At 41.1% G+C, this 19,120-nt stretch carries 16 protein-coding genes; all 16 read right to left on the bottom strand.

Annotation, left to right across the window (positions count from 1 at the left end; translation table 11 throughout):
• Positions 1–58 precede the first annotated feature (58 nt).
• Positions 59–775 (bottom strand): TfpX/TfpZ family type IV pilin accessory protein, encoded by a 717-nt coding sequence (gene tfpZ, locus FTU64_RS02320; protein ID WP_180059142.1) that lies wholly within the window; start codon positions 773–775, stop codon positions 59–61.
• 70 nt (positions 776–845) lie between these two features.
• Complete coding sequence (locus FTU64_RS02315; protein ID WP_180059141.1) at positions 846–1,304, bottom strand: pilin; 459 nt, start codon at positions 1,302–1,304, stop codon at positions 846–848.
• A gap of 202 nt (positions 1,305–1,506) precedes the next feature.
• Positions 1,507–2,064, bottom strand: a complete 558-nt coding sequence (locus tag FTU64_RS02310) for a TPM domain-containing protein (RefSeq protein WP_180059140.1) — start codon at positions 2,062–2,064, stop codon at positions 1,507–1,509.
• Positions 2,058–3,143, bottom strand: coding sequence for a YgcG family protein (locus FTU64_RS02305; RefSeq protein WP_373886558.1), 1,086 nt, complete (start codon positions 3,141–3,143; stop codon positions 2,058–2,060). Before FTU64_RS02305 ends, FTU64_RS02310 begins: the two co-directional genes overlap by 7 nt.
• Positions 3,144–3,168: 25 nt before the next feature.
• Positions 3,169–3,759 (bottom strand): LemA family protein, encoded by a 591-nt coding sequence (locus tag FTU64_RS02300; RefSeq protein WP_106983937.1) that lies wholly within the window; start codon positions 3,757–3,759, stop codon positions 3,169–3,171.
• A gap of 138 nt (positions 3,760–3,897) precedes the next feature.
• The gene (locus FTU64_RS02295) at positions 3,898–4,782 is read right to left on the bottom strand and encodes a metal-dependent hydrolase (protein ID WP_180059138.1); all 885 of its coding nucleotides are present in this window, start codon (positions 4,780–4,782) and stop codon (positions 3,898–3,900) included.
• A gap of 221 nt (positions 4,783–5,003) precedes the next feature.
• Positions 5,004–6,425 (bottom strand): FAD-dependent oxidoreductase, encoded by a 1,422-nt coding sequence (locus FTU64_RS02290; RefSeq protein WP_117006899.1) that lies wholly within the window; start codon positions 6,423–6,425, stop codon positions 5,004–5,006.
• Between the two features lie 74 nt (positions 6,426–6,499).
• Positions 6,500–10,975, bottom strand: coding sequence for a glutamate synthase large subunit (gene gltB / locus FTU64_RS02285; protein WP_180059193.1), 4,476 nt, complete (start codon positions 10,973–10,975; stop codon positions 6,500–6,502).
• Between the two features lie 446 nt (positions 10,976–11,421).
• Positions 11,422–12,261, bottom strand: a complete 840-nt coding sequence (locus tag FTU64_RS02280) for a hypothetical protein (protein ID WP_180026108.1) — start codon at positions 12,259–12,261, stop codon at positions 11,422–11,424.
• A gap of 7 nt (positions 12,262–12,268) precedes the next feature.
• Positions 12,269–13,351, bottom strand: a complete 1,083-nt coding sequence (gene aroB / locus FTU64_RS02275; RefSeq protein WP_180059137.1) for a 3-dehydroquinate synthase — start codon at positions 13,349–13,351, stop codon at positions 12,269–12,271.
• A gap of 14 nt (positions 13,352–13,365) precedes the next feature.
• Positions 13,366–13,911: a shikimate kinase AroK gene (gene aroK / locus FTU64_RS02270; RefSeq protein WP_078189378.1), complete on the bottom strand. Its 546-nt coding sequence runs from the start codon at positions 13,909–13,911 to the stop codon at positions 13,366–13,368.
• 36 nt (positions 13,912–13,947) lie between these two features.
• Complete coding sequence (pilQ, locus tag FTU64_RS02265; protein ID WP_180055488.1) at positions 13,948–16,059, bottom strand: type IV pilus secretin PilQ; 2,112 nt, start codon at positions 16,057–16,059, stop codon at positions 13,948–13,950.
• A gap of 61 nt (positions 16,060–16,120) precedes the next feature.
• A complete protein-coding gene (locus FTU64_RS02260; RefSeq protein ID WP_078192530.1) occupies positions 16,121–16,648 on the bottom strand; it encodes a pilus assembly protein PilP in 528 nt (175 codons plus the stop codon).
• Positions 16,645–17,367 carry a type 4a pilus biogenesis protein PilO gene (locus FTU64_RS02255; RefSeq protein WP_078189381.1) on the bottom strand — a complete coding sequence of 241 codons (723 nt, stop codon included), beginning with the start codon at positions 17,365–17,367 and terminating at the stop codon, positions 16,645–16,647. The genes FTU64_RS02260 and FTU64_RS02255 overlap by 4 nt, the downstream gene beginning before the upstream one ends.
• A complete protein-coding gene (locus FTU64_RS02250; protein WP_078189382.1) occupies positions 17,364–18,050 on the bottom strand; it encodes a PilN domain-containing protein in 687 nt (228 codons plus the stop codon). Before FTU64_RS02250 ends, FTU64_RS02255 begins: the two co-directional genes overlap by 4 nt.
• A complete protein-coding gene (locus FTU64_RS02245) occupies positions 18,050–19,108 on the bottom strand; it encodes a pilus assembly protein PilM (RefSeq protein WP_078192532.1) in 1,059 nt (352 codons plus the stop codon). The genes FTU64_RS02250 and FTU64_RS02245 overlap by 1 nt, the downstream gene beginning before the upstream one ends.
• Positions 19,109–19,120 lie beyond the last annotated feature (12 nt).

Genomic DNA, 19,120 nt, shown 5'->3' with positions numbered 1-19,120 from the left:
ATATTTTAAATCAATTAGTATCAATTTATTAAATTATCTGACAATTATCGTCATATATTTAACTTTCTTTCCAAGGCCTCAAGTTTACAATTCCAATAACTTTTGCATTCGAACGATCAAGCAACACAACCAAACCAGAACCCGTTGTACGTAAAGGCATCCATGCATTGGCTTTTGGAAATTTTTTCAACTCTATAGCAATAGCATTTGCTTGGTTAAACTCATATAATTTTTTTAAATCCTGAGCATAATTTTGAATTCTTGGCTTAGCAACACTTAAATCTGCATATAAATTAGGCACAAGTGTTTGCTCAGCATAATATTCATATTTAGAATTATTTGTATCTACAGCTACCCATTGAGGACTCAGCCAGCCATTTTTCTTATATTTATTATTCGCTTGCACTTGGTCTTTTGGTAAGATTGCATTTGCACGAACTAACTGAAAAATACCACCATTCTGAACAATCCATACAGGCCTAGAGGAAACAATACTAAATAATCCATATCCCATCGCCAAAATTTGTAAAATAAGAATAATCCCTAAATCCATTTTTAAGCTTTTCTTACCTTCCTTATAAACTAGAAATGCAAGTAGAGGCCCAACAATCACATCAATTGCTATCAGCATTATAGCAATTACGCCAACACCTTCATCAGCAGCAATGGGCTGTGGATACCAAATAAAGAAAATAAAATACAAAATCAAAAGGGCGAATAAAAGAGATACTGAAAAATGTATTGAAAAAAAACGTAAACGATTGGAAATTTTCAATTTATTACCCTCAAATTATTTATATTAAAAAAGCCCTCACAAGGAGAGCTTTTTCTAAATGGCTTACAACTTATGAGCAAGAAGAAGGTTTGTATTTAGCTGCTGCAGTCGTAGCACAAGACCAAGAACCCAATGTAGAACGAGTCCATGTTACAGTTGTTGTAGCATCAGTAAGCGCTGAAGAAGCTGAACCGGCAAATGTACCAGCAATAGTACCAGTAGAGGTCAATATATCAGTGTTCGTAACAGCTGCTGTTGGTGGGGTGCCAGCCGTTGTTGTTGCAGGAGCAGTTAAGCTCATAATTGAAGAGCCTGTATAACCTAAATCACAAGCACTAGCTGCAGTTTTGCCATTGTTTAAACAATCTTCAAAAGCAGTTTTAATTGCACCCAATTCTGCAACAGCACGGCTTACTTGAGATTTAGCGATATAATTTTGGTATTGCGGAATCGCAATTGCAGCAAGAATACCAATAATTGCAACAACGATCATTAATTCAATAAGGGTAAAACCTTTTTGAGCGTTCATAACATTCTCCACAAATGTATAATTTAATTATTAAGCTTTTAAAGCTAATTTATTGTTAGCACTAAGTGTGCCAAGAATGATTATAATAAAAAAACTCAAAAAAACAGCATTTTAAAAAAATATTTATTTTTTTGTGAAAACTTTGTCTCTTTTTGTGTTTAAAAGTGACAATTAATGTCACCATCTTACTCATATTTCATGCCTACAAGATCACTGGCAAATCCGAAATTTCGTTTTTTTCGTCTATTCCCACTTCCTCATAAAATTTTCCAAGCACATCCCCTATTTCCATCACCCCATTCACCACAGAATCGCGATAATTCCCTTGCTTTAATGCAACCAGCATGGATTCACAAATATCTTGCCAAACTTTTTGTTCAGTTAAGTTTTTAATGCCTCGATCAATCACAATCTCGACACTACGTTCACATAAATTGAGATATAACAACACACCACTATTATGCTCAGTATCCCATACGCCTAATTCTGCAAATAATTGCTGTGCCCGTGCATAGGTATTTTGTGAATAGGCTTGATGTGCAGGAATATGCCCCTCAATAACGACTTGTATTTCCCCTACATGCCCCTGCTCTGCACGCGTCACAGCTTGTGCAATCGCATGCTGATCTTGTTGATCAAAATAGCGTTTTGTCGCAGGTAAAAAGCAAAAATGCTTAAGCCAACGTTTGAAGCTTGGCTGGTGCAAATCTTGAATTTTAGGTTGCGTTAAAATTTTTGTTGTTTCAGATGTTGTTACCATGAGCCTGAAGCACCTCCTCCACCAAAACCACCTCCGCCTCCACGGTAACCTCCACCGCCAAAGCCGCCACCAGAGCCACCGCCGCCTCGCCCACCACCTGAGAGGAAGGCTTGAAAGATCACTTGTGCCAAAGCCGTAATTAATAAAAAGAAAATACCACCACCAATAAGCAAGCTAGTAATTAAACCTGCACCATTCACTAGCCCAGCAACCGTACCTGCGACAGCTGCTGTTGCTGCACTCAATCGATTACCTACAATATACGAGCCAATAATGCCTGCAATTAAAATAAACAAAGCAGTCATCATGGTTTTTTCTTTGGCTTGTTGCTCATGTAAAGCCTGCTCCTGTTGCTCTTTTAAAGTTTGAGCGGCTTGAGCTGCCACTTCTGGGTCCATATTCAGGACTTTTTCAATCTCATTTAACCCTGCTTGAATCCCTTGAGCATACTGATTTTGCTTGAAATAGGGTGTGATGTTATTCCGAATAATTCGACTCAATACCACATCTGGTAACACACCTTCTAATCCATAACCCGACAATATTTGTATACGATGATCATTCACAGCAATCGCCATTAACAGACCATTGTCTTGTTTGGCTGTTCCAAGCTTCCACTGATCTGCAACTCGCATGGCATAAGAGAAAATGTCTTCTTGTCCCGTGGTCGGTACAATAACAATACCAACCTGTGCTTTGGCAGTTTTATGTAGTTGTAGGACTTTCTGGCTAATGGCCTGATTTTCCGCTGCACTTAATAAGCCTGCTTGATCCACAATCGGTGTGTTTAGTGTGGGTAAAGCTCGTTCACTTTGGCCTTCCGCCATATCATTGGCAATATTAGGTGCAGGCTGTGTTACTGCGTCAGCTGATGCCGTTGCTGTTGGTTGACTCGTCTTTGTCGCCGATTGTTGCTCTTTTATGATCTTTGAGGCTACTGCGATTTCATTCACAGCCTCATCTTGAGCAACAGCAGTCTCACTCCAGCTATGACTACTCAGACTCAATAGACTTAAGCACAGAGCGAAATACACCCCCAAGTAAGCTTTAGAGTTGTGCAAACGTTTAGACATCAGCATTCCTTACAGGCTTTAGCGCAACAATTTAATCAAAAGTCACTTTAGGTGCAGATTGAGCACTTTGCTCAGCACTAAAGTTTGGTTTTGTTTTCATTCCAATCACTTTTGCAGTCATTGCTTGAGGAAATTGGCGAACATAGCCGTTATAGTCCTGAACAGTTGAAATATAACGATTACGCGCAACTGCAATACGGTTTTCTGTACCTTCTAATTGCACTTGTAGATCTTTAAATTGTTCATTGGCTTTTAAATCTGGATAATTTTCTGAAACTGCAATCAAACGTGATAACGCACTGGTCATTTGCGATTGTGCTTCTTGATATTTTTTAAATAGTTCAGGATTTTCAAGTACTTCTTTATCTACTTTTAAACCGGCAACATTTGAACGAGCCTGCGTCACTTCAGTCAGTACTTGTTCTTCATGTTTTGCATAACCCTTCACAACATTGACCAAGTTAGGCACTAAATCTGCACGACGTTGATATTGGTTTTGTACCTCAGACCACGATGCATTGACTGCCTCATCCTTCACTTGCAAAGTGTTATAGCCACAGCCTGTTAAGCTTAAACTACCTGCCAAAGCCAGCGCCAACATACTATTTTTTATTAAATTCATCCCAATTAACCTCGAGTATTTATTTGTATTTGTTTAAATAAATTTATTCTAGCGCTATTTTCTTTTGGTTTTGTTGCATTTCTTTAACAAAGTGAAAACACATAAAAAAAGCCCAATTCTTGGGCCTTTCATCATCATTCAACTATATCCTATAAGCGTCTGCTCCGTTTGAAAGCTTTCCACATGGTATTCATCTGCAAGTTGCTGTTTCCAATACTGCACAATGTCCGTGTAATCAATTTCAGAAGGATGAAAGTTCTGTTTGTAATAAGATAAATATTCTGGAATTAACTGTATAAACATTTTACCCAGCAAATACGTGCCAAAAATATTACCGCCTACTTTAGGCAAACTCTTTTTACGGTCTTGCATAAACAGCTTAGTGGCAGAATAAAAAGTTAAACTGGTAAAACCTGTAGTCACACTACGCATAATCATACGGCGGATCTTGTCATCACCATAAACATGCTGATAAACATCAAATGCCACTGAGCGGTGTTCAATCTCTTCTATCGCATGCCAAACCCAGAGCTTTACAGCATCTGAATCTAAAGTACTTAACACCTCTGGATGACGCAGAATATAGCCCCCCAATAGCGCGGTAAAATGCTCAAAGGCACAGGTAATTGCTAATTGAATTTTAGGATGTAAGTTTTTCACATAGCTATCTTTGCGCGCTAACCATGCTTGAAAACGATCTAAGTTATAATCGTCTGAACGCCAAGCATCATTAAATTCGGCATGCGCCTTAGAATGCATCGCCTCCTGACCAATAAATGCAGCGATTTGCGCCTGCAATTTTTCATCCGTCACCTGATTTCGCACATTACGTACACTATGTACAAAAAATTGCTCACCAATTGGAAATGTTGAAGACAGTGCGGTCAATAAATGTGACATCACAGGTGAATTGGCAAAATAGTGCCGGCGAATAGCCTTAGGATTAAACTGTAATTTACGTACAGTAATACCAATGGCTTTGGGACGATTTTGATATGATTTTTGTGTCGTCACTGCAGTCATTTTGAACATCTCTAATTTAGAATTCAAGAATCCAGTATGAGCATCATAAAGCCATGCACACATGGCAAAAAAGCTTAGCCCATTTGCAAAATTGTTCAATTTTCAGTCTTGTTTTACAATCTGAAGATGGATTTATCCGAATAGACCACATACGTATCATTTTAGGCAGTCAGCCCAATAAAAAACCCGCCGAGGCGGGTTTTAAAACGATATAGGCTCAATTAAACATCAAGGTAATCTAAGATGCCTTCCGCAGCCTGACGACCTTCTGCAATTGCAGTAACCACCAAGTCAGAACCACGAACCATATCGCCACCGGCGAAGATTTTTGGATTTGACGTTTGGAATTTAAATTCTTGCTGTTCTGCTGCCACTACACGACCAGAACCATCCAAATTAATGTTCACACCTGCAAACCAATCTGCCGGAGAAGTACGGAAACCAAAGGCAAGAAGTACCGCATCAGCAGGAAGAACTTCTTCAGAGCCTGGAATTGGTTCAGGACTACGACGACCACGGCTATCTGGCTCACCCAACTGAGTCGTTACCACTTTAACGCCAGTCACTTTGCCATTTTCACCGACGATTTCGATCGGTTGACGGTTGAATTTAAATTCAACGCCTTCTTCTTTCGCGTTTTTTACTTCACGACGCGAACCTGGCATGTTTTCTTCGTCACGACGATATGCACATGTTACAGACTCAGCACCTTGACGAATAGAAGTACGGTTACAGTCCATCGCAGTGTCACCACCACCCAGTACAATGACCTTTTTACCTTCTACACTGATGTATTCAGATGGGTCTTTTTCCCAGCCTTGAGTACGGTTGACATTGGCGATCAAGAAGTCCAACGCATCAACAACGCCGTCTAAATCTTCACCCGCAAAACCACCTTTCATGTAGGTGTATGTTCCCATACCCATAAACACAGCATCGTAGTCTGCAAGTAGCTGATCAATGGTCACGTCTGTGCCAATCTCAGTATTTAAGCGGAATTCAACGCCCATGCCTGTGAAAATTTCACGGCGACGTTTCATCACATCTTTTTCCATTTTAAATTCTGGAATACCAAAAGTCAGTAAGCCACCAATTTCAGGACGCTTATCAAATACAACGGGTTTTACGCCATTACGTACCAAAATATCTGCACAACCTAAACCTGCAGGGCCTGCACCAATAATCGCAACTTTTTTGTCCGTCCATGTCACAGATGACATATCTGGTCGCCAGCCTAAAGCAAATGCGGTGTCATTGATATACTTTTCAGCATTACCAATAGTCACAGCACCAAAACCATCATTCAGTGTACATGCACCTTCACATAAACGGTCTTGTGGACATACTCGACCACAAACTTCAGGCAAAGTATTGGTTTGATGGCACAGTTCAGCCGCTTGGAAAATACGACCTTCTGCAATCAACTTCAACCAGTTTGGAATGTAGTTATGTACTGGACATTTCCATTCACAGTAAGGGTTACCACAACCTAAACAGCGATGTGTTTGATTGGCAGCCACTTCCGCAGTGAACGGTTTATAAATTTCCACAAACTCTGCTTTGCGGACATCAATATCTTTTTTCTCTGGATCTTGGCGTGGTACATCCAGGAATTGAAAGTCATTATTTAGGCGCTCTGCCATGTCTCTCTCCGTGGGTAGATGCAGACTGATTCCAAGTCAGCACTGCATCTGCCTATATCTCTGCAGTAGTGGAATTATTGTGGATCAGCTTGAGTTGTTTTTAACAAAGTCTGCAAGTTTGCAGCTTTTGGTTTCACAAGCCAGAATTTACGGCTATAGAAGTCAAACTCATGGCGGATCTTATACGCCCAAGCACTACCTGTTTCTTTAATGTGTTGATCTAAGATACGAAGTAAGAATTCTTGATGCTCTTCCATCGCTTCTGTAGAAATACGGTTCAACTCAATCAGTTCGTGGTTGTAATGATCAACGAAGTCATTATCCAAATCAAGTACATAAGCAAAACCACCTGTCATACCAGCACCGAAGTTATGACCTACTTTACCCAGTACAGTCACAATACCGCCAGTCATGTATTCACAGCAATGGTCGCCTGCACCTTCAATCACCGCAAATGCGCCTGAGTTTCGTACCGCAAAACGCTCACCCGCAGTACCTGCAGCAAAGAGTTTACCGCCAGTCGCACCGTACAAACATGTGTTACCAATAATTGCCGTATTTTGCGTTTGGAATGGTGAACCTTTTGGTGGGAAAATTGAGATACGACCACCCGCCATACCTTTACCCACGTAGTCATTTGCATCACCCTCAAGGCTAATATGCAAACCACCCGCGTTCCACACACCTAAAGACTGACCCGCAGTACCCGTTAAATTCACTTTAACTGGGTGTGCTTCCATACTCAAGTTACCATAGCGTTTTGCAATTTCACCCGAGATACGTGCGCCAATTGAACGGTCGCAGTTACCAATCGTGAAGCTATATTCACCCGTTGTACCCGCTTCAATCGCTGGAAGCATTTCTGCCACCATTTTCTCTGCAAGCAAGCCTTTGTCAAATGGCGCATTGCCTTCAACTTGACAGTACTGTGCTTTACCTTCAGCTGCTGGGTGTGATTCAAGTAATTTGCTTAAATCTAGATGTGCATGCTTTTCAGTTTCGCCAGGTAATGCTTCTAATAAATCTGTACGACCGATCAAGTCTTTTAGACTTGCCACACCTAATGCTGCTAACCATTCACGCGTTTCTTCTGCAATAAAGTGGAAGAAATTGATCAACATTTCAGGTTCACCAATATAGTGTTCCTGACGTAAATGATCTTGCTGTGTTGCAACACCCGTTGCACAGTTATTTAAGTGACAAATACGTAGGTATTTACAACCCAAAGCGATCATTGGTGTAGAACCAAAACCGAAACTTTCAGCCCCAAGAATCGCTGCTTTCACAACGTCTAGACCTGTTTTCAAGCCACCATCAGTTTGAACACGGACTTTACCACGTAGGTCATTCACACGAAGTGCTTGATGTGCCTCGCTTAGACCAAGCTCCCAAGGAGAGCCTGCGTGGTGAATTGAAGAAAGTGGAGAAGCCGCTGTACCACCGTCATAACCAGAAATGGTAATGAAATCGGCATACGCTTTTGCTACACCGGCCGCAATCGTACCAACACCCGGCTCAGAAACAAGCTTAACTGACACCATCGCCTGTGGGTTAACTTGTTTTAAGTCAAAGATTAACTGTGATAAATCTTCAATTGAGTAAATGTCGTGATGCGGCGGAGGCGAAATCAGCGTTACACCCGGTACAGAGTAACGTAAACGTGCAATTAAGCCGTTCACTTTACCACCCGGCAACTGACCACCTTCACCTGGTTTTGCACCTTGAGCCACTTTAATTTGAAGCACTTCTGCAGAAGTTAAATACGCAGGAGTGACACCAAAACGGCCTGATGCAATTTGTTTGATTTTCGAGTTACGGATTGTGCCATAACGCGCTGGATCTTCACCGCCCTCACCAGAGTTAGAACGGCCACCGATCGTATTCATCGCAATTGCAATCGCTTCATGTGCTTCAGGTGATAAAGCACCCAAAGACATCCCTGCTGAATCGAAACGAGGTAAAATAGCTTCTACTGATTCAACTTGATCCAATGCAATTGAATTGTCAGTTTTGAGTTTGAATAAATCACGAATCGTTGCGATTGGACGGTGATTCACTAACTCAGCATATTCTTTAAAGTCTGCATAGTTGCCCGAACGTACTGCTTTGTGTAAAGCATTAATCACGTCTGGGTTAAATGCATGGTATTCCTTGTCAAAGACAAACTTCAACATACCACCTTGTTCGATTGGCTTACGTGATTTCCACGCTAAATCTGCCAATTTTTTCAAATCATTTTCAAGGTCTACAAATGTTGCACCTTTAATACGACTTGGTACACCCGTAAAGCACTTCGCAACCACTTCATCCGACAAACCAACGGCTTCAAATAGTTGACCACCACGGTAAGAGGCAACGGTTGAAATACCCATTTTAGAAAGTACTTTGAGTAAGCCTTTCTCAATGCCTTTACGGAAGTTTGCTTGTGCATGAATTGGGTCACCCAATAACTCACCTTTCGCGATCAAATCATTAATCACGTCATAAGCTAAGTATGGATAAATTGCTGTCGCACCAAAACCTAAGATCACGGCAAATTGGTGAGCATCACGTGCCAAAGCTGTTTCAACAATAATGTTAGCATCTGTACGTAGACCAGCATTAATCAAGTGATGATGCACTGCGCCTGTTGCCATCAAAGCATTGGCTGGCAAGAAGCCTTGGCGGATTTTACGATCCGTTAAAACCAACAAAGTTTTGCCTGCGCGAATCGCCGTCGCTGCTTCTTCACAGATACGTGCAATTGCAGCTTCTAAGCCTTCATCTTCTGCATAGTTCAAATCAATATCTGCAATTTCATAGCCAGTACGACCAATCGTACGGATTTGATGCATTTTTGAATTGGATAGAACTGGGCTTGAAATAATCAAGCGATCTGCATGCTCTGGACTTTGTTCAAATACGTTTTGCTCGCGTCCTAAACATGTTTCAAGCGACATCACAATTGATTCACGTAATGGATCGATTGGCGGATTCGTAACCTGAGCGAACTGTTGACGGAAATAATCAGAGACGTGACGAACTTGACGAGACAATACTGCCATTGGCGTATCATCACCCATTGAACCTACTGCTTCTTGACCGCTTTCTGCGATTGGACGAAGCAATTGGTCACGCTCTTCAAAAGTCACCAAGAACATTTTTTGTGCCGCTTTTAGGTCATCGCCTTTTAAGCCTTGCTCACATAAATATTCTTCAAGCTCTGGGCTACCCTGAATACGAACTGAGTTTTCACGTAACCATTGACGGTATGGGCGCATGCGTTTGAGGTGATTGCTCACATCTTTGGTATCGAGCATTTTGCCCGTATGCGTATCAATCACTAAGATTTGACCCGGACCTACACGACCTTTAGAGATCACATCTTCTGGTTCATAACCCCATACACCAATTTCAGATGCAAGCGTGATGTAACCATTTTTAGTAATCACCCAACGCGCTGGACGCAAACCATTACGATCAAGCATACAAATCGCATGACGACCATCTTGAATTACCAAGCCTGCTGGACCATCCCATGCTTCCATGTGCTTCGAGTTAAACTCATAGAACGCACGTAAATCTGCATCTAAAGTTTCAACGTTTTGCCAAGCAGGTGGAACGAGCATACGCAGTGCACGGAACAAGTCCATACCACCACCGACTAGGAGCTCAAGCATGTTATCCATACTTGATGAATCCGAACCTGTACGGTTCACAATTGGATTCAACTCTGTAATGCCCGGCAAGAGCGGGTTTTCAAATTTAGGCGTACGCGCCATTGCCCAGTTACGGTTTGCGGTAATGGTATTGATTTCACCATTATGTGCCAAATAACGGAATGGCTGTGCCAAAGGCCAACGCGGTAAAGTGTTGGTTGAGAAACGTTGGTGGAAAACCACAATATGAGAGGCTAAGCGTTCATCAGCTAAGTCTGTATAAAAGTCTGCAATATATGCAGGCATCATCAAACCTTTATAGCTGATCACAGTTGAACACAAAGTTGTTACATAGAAATACGGATCTGCAGTTAACGCTTCTTCAGCGCGACGACGCGCCATTAATAACTTACGGTTAAATTCAACCTCAGTTACACCCATTGGGCAATTCACAATAATTTGTTCAAAGCCAGGCAATGACTGCATAGCAATTGAACCTAAAGCGTCATTATTTGTTGGAATAACACGCCAAGCGATGACTTTACAGCCTTCGTCTTCGATTTCTTTGGTTAAAATTTGTTTTGCATGTGCGGCTAATGCAGGGTCTAGATTTAGAAATACCGTACCCACAGCAAAGATTTCACTCAATGTAATGTCACTGAGTTTTTTCGCTTCTTCACGGAAAAATTCTTTTGGCATAGCAAGGAGTAGACCACAGCCGTCACCGGTTTTGCCATCTGCGGCAATACCACCACGGTGGGTCATACAACTTAAACTATGCATTGCGGTTTTGACGAGATCATGGCTTGCATCACCCTGCATATGGGCGATTAAACCGAAACCACAGTTATCTTTAAACTCATCCGGTTGGTATAAACCTTGAGCGGGAGCTACAGTATTAGGCGATGGCATGTGCATAGCGTACCCTTCTTTTCTTTACAGCTCTTTCGAGCACTTAACAAACTAATTTCTTGTTGCGATTCGTCTTAACTTACTCACATGAATTGTTCTGTCGAGCAAAATTATTTCTTATTCACACCCTTAAGATAAACCGAATTCACCTTTGATGCATGAATAAAAAGTCAAATTTTCTGCTTTTGCAGTTCAGATCAGGGATAACGACTGGATTAATGACTTCGCACTTTTATCGAATCATTTTCGCGCCAAAACAGGGAGAAAAGTTCAATTTACGCACCAATTAAGCAATTTTTATGCCAACTTGATACACTTTACCCTAAGATGGCTGATTACAAGCACTTTTTAGTTATAACAAATAATTCAAATTGTTCTTTTTTTATTTTATGCACTTTTTCTGTGCAGTTTAGGCTTTTCCCAAGAGGTCTTGCGCTATTTTAGAACTAATTAAATGGATCGGTTACTTCTTGCTCTACCGGTGCAGGTTTTGGACGTGGTGCATCTACACTACTTTGTGATTTTTGCACATCAATCACATTTCCTTCAGCATCTCGACGTGTCACCGTAGTACTTGTCGTTGCATTAGTTGGTGTTGTTACCGTCGTTGCAGCCGCTGCTTTTCGTGCGGCGATTTGAGCTTCATCAATTTTCGGTAAAGGTACAGATTTTAATTTAACAGCATATAACTTTTGACTCGACGACATTTCTTCCGTGCCTAAGTCATTCACATATGCTTGATATTGTTTAAATTCAACAACCTCAGGTTTGATTGAAGCAGGCAAAGCGATGTTGAGGCTCGACATTGCAGCTTTGGCATCATTTTGCGACGAATATGGTCCTGTTAAAATGACGTATTGCTCAGGATGGTCTTCACCAGAAAGACGTAGATAAATAAATTTATGACGCTCAGGCTGCTTGCGTAAGAAGCTTTTTAAAATATCTTCTTCAGAAACCCGAAATAATTCAACACCATAAAGCTTGGCAGAGTCATTAATAAATTTAGTGCCGCGAAATTCTGGCTCATGTTGAGCTGTAGCAACCACACGGGTCGTCATATCAAGTGGACGTACTTCTTCATTTAATGCACCAAGATGAGACATTGCTGCCACTTTCTCTGGCTGAATTTGCAAATCCACTTCGGTTTCAGCTTGCTTTTCAACTTCAACCAATTCTTTGGTATCTGTAATCGCCCAGAAAACCAATGCAGCGAACAGACACACAGCTCCACCCACCAGCCATGCGTAGTGATGAACTTTTTGCCATTGAGACTGCCGCGCTGCCATGATGTACCTACTCTGCCTGATTTGCCAAAATTGCCTGTTTCATTAACTCAACATCAAACTCTTTGGTGATGATGGCCTGACCTAATGATTTCAGTAAAATAAGTCGTAATTGCCCATTCAATACTTTTTTATCATGGGACATATACGACAAAAATTCCTCTAGCGGAATTTTAGGGCAAACTATCGGTAATTGTGCACGTAAAATGATTATTTTTGTACGTTCTAAATCTTCAGCAGTGATCCAGCCCATACGATGGGACAAATCTGCAGCCATTACCATTCCTGTTGCAACAGCTTCACCATGCAACCATTCACCATATCCCAAGTACGATTCAATCGCATGACCAAAGGTATGACCCAGGTTTAATAAGGCACGTTCGCCTTGTTCTTTTTCGTCATTGGCCACAATACGTGCTTTATGAGCACATGAACGATAAACCGCTTCAGCCAACAAAGTTGCATCACCTGCAACCAAAGCATCCATATGTTGCTCAAGCCAAGCCAAGAATTCAACATCACCCAACAATGCATATTTGATCACTTCGGCCAAACCTGCAGAAAGTTCACGCGCCGGCAAAGTTTTTAATTGCGCCATATCCGCAAGGACCACTTGGGGTTGCTGGAAAGCGCCAATCATGTTTTTACCCAGTGGATGGTTTATCCCAGTTTTTCCACCGACACTTGAATCCACTTGAGAAAGCAAAGTCGTCGGCACTTGAATAAAATACACACCACGTTGATAGCATGCAGAAGCAAAACCGGTCATATCCCCAATGACACCCCCACCCAATGCTAAAACCGTACAATCGCGGTTAAAGCCTGCTTCGAGCAAGGCATCAAAAATTAAATTCAAATGCTCTAAATTTTTATACTTTTCACCATCAGGCAAAATACATGTCGCAACAGTTTTCCCTAATGCCTCAATTGCTTCTACATAACGTTTTAAATAGAGCGGGGCAACAGTGGTATTAGAGACAATCATCACTTGTTTACCCTGAATATAAGGCTCAAGTAAAGTTTGTGGATTAAGGTCACTCCCAATAAAAATAGGGTAGCGACGATCACCGAGTTCAACATGTAAGGTTTGCATGAATTTAACCTTTTCTAACGAGATATATTTTGTGAAACAATTAAATTAAAAATTTTTTGCGCAAGATCTCTCGCGGCACCTTGATTGGTTTCAATAATATAGTGCGCGACTTCACGATAAAGCGGATCACGGGCAGCCAATAAATCTCGTAGCTTTTGCTCTGGATTTTCCACTTGAAGAAGTGGGCGATTTTTGTCGCGGTAGGTTCGTTGTAACTGAATTTCCACCGGAGTATATAGATAAACAACAATACCACGTTGTTTTAAAAATTCACGATTTGGGGGCTGAGTCACAGCACCACCGCCAGTCGCCAAGACCAGTTGTTTCTTTGCAGTTAACTCATCAATGACATTCGTTTCACGACTTCTAAAGCCTTTTTCCCCTTCCTTTTCAAAAATCCAAGGAATGGTCGCACCTGTTTTACGTTCAATTTCATGATCACTGTCTAGAAATTCACGTCCTAACAATTCTGCTAAATGTCGCCCTACGGTTGTTTTTCCTGCCCCCATCGGCCCTACCAAATAGATATTTGGTAGGGTTTCAAACTCTTTGCTTGGCAAGGAGTCACCTATTTCTTTTGTTAAATTGAAAATATATTAATGATTTCTGGTAACACTGTCATTAACAATTCGCGGAGTAACAAAAATCAGTAACTCATTTTTTGCATCGCTTTTCAAATCTTTACGGAATAAGCGACCTACATAAGGAATATCACCTAAGAACGGTACTTTAATTTGCTTACTTTGTGTTTCCTGATTAAAAATACCGCCGAGCACAACAGTTTCACCATTGTTGACTAAGACATCGGTATTAATTTCATTTTTATTCAGGATAATTTCACCATTTTGTGCATATCCTGCTGGTGAGTCGCTCTTGATATTCAGCTTCATTTGCACTTTACCATCTGGAGTAATGCTAGGCGTGACATCCAAACTTAATAAAGCTTCTTTAAACTCGGTAGAAGAAGTTGCATTTGAACCTGTACCCGTTGTGGTTTGATACGGAATTTCTTGACCTGATGCAACTTTGGCAGGTTGTTTATCCGCTGTCAGTACCTTAGGTGTAGAAATGACTTCACCATAACCATCCGCTTGTAAAGCAGAAAGCTCTAAATCCAACATAAAATCAGAAAGACTAATTAAGCCGAACGCAATTCGACTGGCACCTGCAGTAGTCACACCTAAGTCCACGTTTAAGTTACTTGGACGTTGAATGGTATATTTACCATCATCATCCGGTGTTTTTAAGTCCCAAAGCGTAGTATCACTACCACCCACCAATAAATGGTCATTTTGGTTAATCCCTTGAGACAAGAGACCCCATTTCACACCCATTTCTTTGGTAAAGTCGGTAGAAGCTTTTACAATACGTGCTTCGACCATGACCTGCTTGACTGATACATCAAGCAAATCCACCATCTTACGAATCTGATCAATGTTTTGCGCGGTATCATTAATAATCAGTGTATTTGTACGCGTATCTGCAGAAATCGTTCCGCGTGGACTTAACAAATTACCCCGATCATCATCAGCATTATTACTATTAGACGATCCAGTGTTGCCTGCTGTTTTAGACTGGGTAATCAGTTTCTCAATATCAGCTGCCTTAGCATAACTTAAAGTAAGATATTCTGTTTGAATGGGTGCCAACTTCATACTTTGACGTAAGGCTTTCGCTTCTTCTTCTTCCGCTTTAATCAACTCAGAAACAGGCGCAATCCAAATCACATTACCATTACGACGTTTGTCCAAATTCTTGGTTTTCAATACGATATCTAAAGCCTGATCCCAAGGCACATCTTTCAAACGAAGTGTAATATTCCCTTGTACTGTATCAGCAGCAACCATATTGATTTCAGTGAAATCAGCCAAAAGTTGTAGCACACGGCGTACTTCAATATCTTGGAAGTCTAATGAAATCTTCTTACCGGTATAATGATTGGCAGCTTTAGGACGTAATGGATTCTTATCTTCCGGACGTTTCAAACTTACCGTTAATTTATTATCAGTTTGGTACGCCATATATTCATAGCTGCCCGTCGACTGAATGGTAATCACCCCATTACCGCCATCATTATGTGCATCCACCGTTGCAACAGGTGTTGCAAAATCATTGACATTTAAACGGCGCGTCAAATGTGCAGGTACTTTATTGCCTAAAGTACGGATCACCACTTTACTGCCTTGCTGTTGAACATCAACGGGAGTATTTCCACCCAGTAAATCAACAACAACTTGACCTTCACCATTAGAACCACGGTGGAAACCAATATTTGAGATGCCCTGTTGCTGACGTTGTGCTACAGGCTGTACATAACTAGTAGCTTGTGCAGAGTTGATTTTTAAAATAAAGGTATTACCTTCAACACGCGTGGTAAAAGCACCCGCATTGGCTAAATTCACAGTTAAGCGCGCACGTTGTGCATCCGAACTCACATCCACAGTGCTCGCTTCAGCCGTTGCCACAGGAATTGAACTTTGTTTTAAATTTTGCTGTGCTTTATCAAAGTCTAAAACCAGTCGTGATGGTTGATCGAGTTGATAAGCTTGTGGTTGCGGCGGCAAGCCATTAAACATCACGCGAATTTCAGTCCCTTGACCTGGAATTTGCATTGGTACCACATTGGTTACACTCACCTGAGCATTGGCAACTTGCATCATCGCCATTGCAACAGCCCCCATCGAAAACTGACGAAACACATGATTCATTGTATTGCCATCCCCAAAAATAAAATCTTGTACACTATTCTTCATTTTTATTCCTTTAAGCTTAAGGTGCTGGTCCAATTAATATGAGACTTCTAGGACGCTCTACATATCCTTCTCGCCCATCCGGAATAATCTCAATCAAATCAATTTGAGTCGGGGTAATATTTACCACTCGACCATGATTGAGCCCCATATAACTTCCACGTTGAATACGTTCAACTTCACCATCAGGTGTCTGAATCAAGGCTAATATTTGCCCAGATTGGTTACGCATACTACCCTTCATATTCAGGGTTTCGAGTGCATAACTCTCCAAAGGTTGAGGCTGACGGCTCAAGTTTGGATAAACACGCTTACCCGCCATGATTTTAAGTTCTGCTGCCAAGGAACTTGGCAAGAACGGACTTTTTAATGAATGCGCTGCATAATTAAAAGTCTCGACAGGTACAAAATCTGGCGCAGGTTCAATCGCTAGTGGCGCTTGATTGCGTATATTTGCCATCTCTTGATTGACCACATCAATACGTGATTCACAACCTGCTAATACAAATCCAACCATCACAGAAAGTGCCAATTTATTCATTTTCATTTTGGAGCCTCCTGTGTACTTGCTGAATCTGCAGCTTTCGCAGCACTTTCAGTATTTCCTTCGTAACGATATGTTTTCGCAGAAATTACATAATCAATTTTTGGAATATCTGAGTTCTTTTCTTTATTTTCAGTTGCTGTAATCGTTAAATTATGCAAAGTCACAATCCGTGAAAGCCCGGCAATGCCACTAACAAATGAACCAAAGGCATGGTAATCACCCGTTGCTTCGATATGAATTGGCTGTTCCGTAAAGAACTCTTGCTTCACTTCAGGTTCAAGACGAATAATTTTAAATTTCAGTCCAGAATTCACGCCTGTTAAGTTGATATCTTCAACCAAACCTGGAATTTCAGTTTCTTTCGGCAATTGTTCTAATTGTTGATTAAAACGTGCTTCCATATCCTGCAACTGCAATTGATATTGTTGCAAATTACGTAGTTTTGAATCTTTTTCACGAAACTCATTCAACAAATTTTGTTCTTGTGCATTGGCACTTGAAATGGCTTCAATTTTGCCTTTAATCGCCAAGAAATAGCCCAAAATTGCCACAAGGATAATGATAAAAATCCAGCAGGTAATTTTGACTGAAATTGGCCAACTACCATAATTGTTTGGATCTAGCGTATTGAACTGCTGTACAAACTTATCAAAAGTCATTTTCTTTTTCGGAATGACAACAGCATCTTGATTCAATTGTTCAAATTCATCACGACTCATTTTGCAGCCTCCGGAGTTGGTGTTGCTGCAGTTTGTGCGTCAGATGTTTGCGCCGATGAAGCTGACTGTCCTGCATTTGCTGCTGGATCATTAATGGTCGGCTGCGCAATTTGCTCCAAATCAGCAGTCACAGTAAATGCACCATAAGATTCTTCTACGCGAGGAACCACTGACGTTGGCGCTTTGTCTTTTTTCTCTTCAGCCACAAGGAATGAGCTCATGAAGGCATTACGATACCAAGGCGATGCTTCCAAATTACGCAGTAAATCTGCAACAGTATTTGGACTTTCCGCACGCCCTTCGATCATAAATTTGTCGCCATTACGCTCAAATTTTGTGATGTACATATTGGCAGGTGTCACACGAACCAATTCATCTACAAGATGTACTGCGATTGGACGTTGACCTTGTAAGCCTTGAATCAACTTCATGCGTTCAATAATGGCATTACGCTGTTCTTGCAAACCGTCCAAAGACTTTAATTGAACATCTAAATTTTGGTTATGACTGATAATCAATTGGTTCGCTTGTTCTTGATCTTTTAATTTGTGATCAAAGTACAACCATGTTAAACCAACCCCAATTACCCCAATTAAAAAAGCCCCAATACAAAGTGCAATAAATTCTTTTTTTCGTTTCTCTCTTAGCTCATCACGCCAAGGGAGCAAGTTAATTTTTGCCATTAATCAAAACTCCTCAATGCTAGACCGCATGCCACCATGAGTGATGAGGCATCATTTTCAATTTTTTTAATATCAATTTGAGGTGAAAAACCCATTTGTAAGAATGGATTGGCAATCGTGACACGGTAACCCAATTTTTGTTGAAGTAGTTTTGCAAGCCCCGGAATATTGGCATTCCCCCCTGCCAATAAAATGTGGTCAATTTCGTTGAACTGTGAAGATGAGAAGAAGAACTGTAAAGAACGTGCTGCTTGTTGAACGACAGCTTCTAAGAAGGGTTCTAAGACTTCGATATCATAATCATCTGGCAAGGCACGTGTTTTTTTCGCACGACCCGCTTCTTCGAAAGACAATGCATAGCGATTTTGAATTTCCTGTGTCAATTGTTTGCCACCAAACACTTGCTCACGGGTATAAATCACTTTGTTATTCTGCATAACAGATAAGGTCGTCATACTATGACCAATATCTAAAATACCCACGGTATTTACACCCATTGGCAAAGTATCTGAGAAAACTTTAAATGCATTTTCAATTGCAAAGCTTTCTACATCGCCAATTTTTGGTGTCAGACCAGCAAGCTGAATAACTTCCGCACGCGCTTCGACATTTTCAATACGCGTAGCGACAAGTAGAACATTGACACGATTTGGATTGGATAGACGATCCGGCAAGACCTCAAAATCAAGGCTCGCTTCATCAAGTGGGAACGGAATATATTGCTCAGCATCATCACGAATCTGAATTTCACGTTCATCATCGTTCATATCTGCGTCCATTTCGATGATTTTTGTAATCACCATCGACGTTGGAACCGCCAAAGCTGCATTAGTGGTCTGCGTATTGGCCAAATTAATTGCGCGCTCTAAACAGTCACCGACAGCTTCCGGATTCAATATGTTCTTTTCAACAACACTTCCTTCTGGTAATGGCACCAAAGCATAGCTTTCTACCCAATACCGCCCACTCTTTACAGAAAGTTCCAAAACCTTAACAGAAGTCGAACTAATATCTACTCCTATTAACCCCTTATTTGGCTTACGATATAACCTGAGCACAATATAATTCCT

Origin of the sequence: Acinetobacter sp. YH12128 (genome assembly GCF_013418655.1) — a bacterium.
GTDB lineage: Bacteria > Pseudomonadota > Gammaproteobacteria > Pseudomonadales > Moraxellaceae > Acinetobacter > Acinetobacter amyesii.
This window is presented reverse-complemented; position numbering and strand designations above follow the sequence as displayed.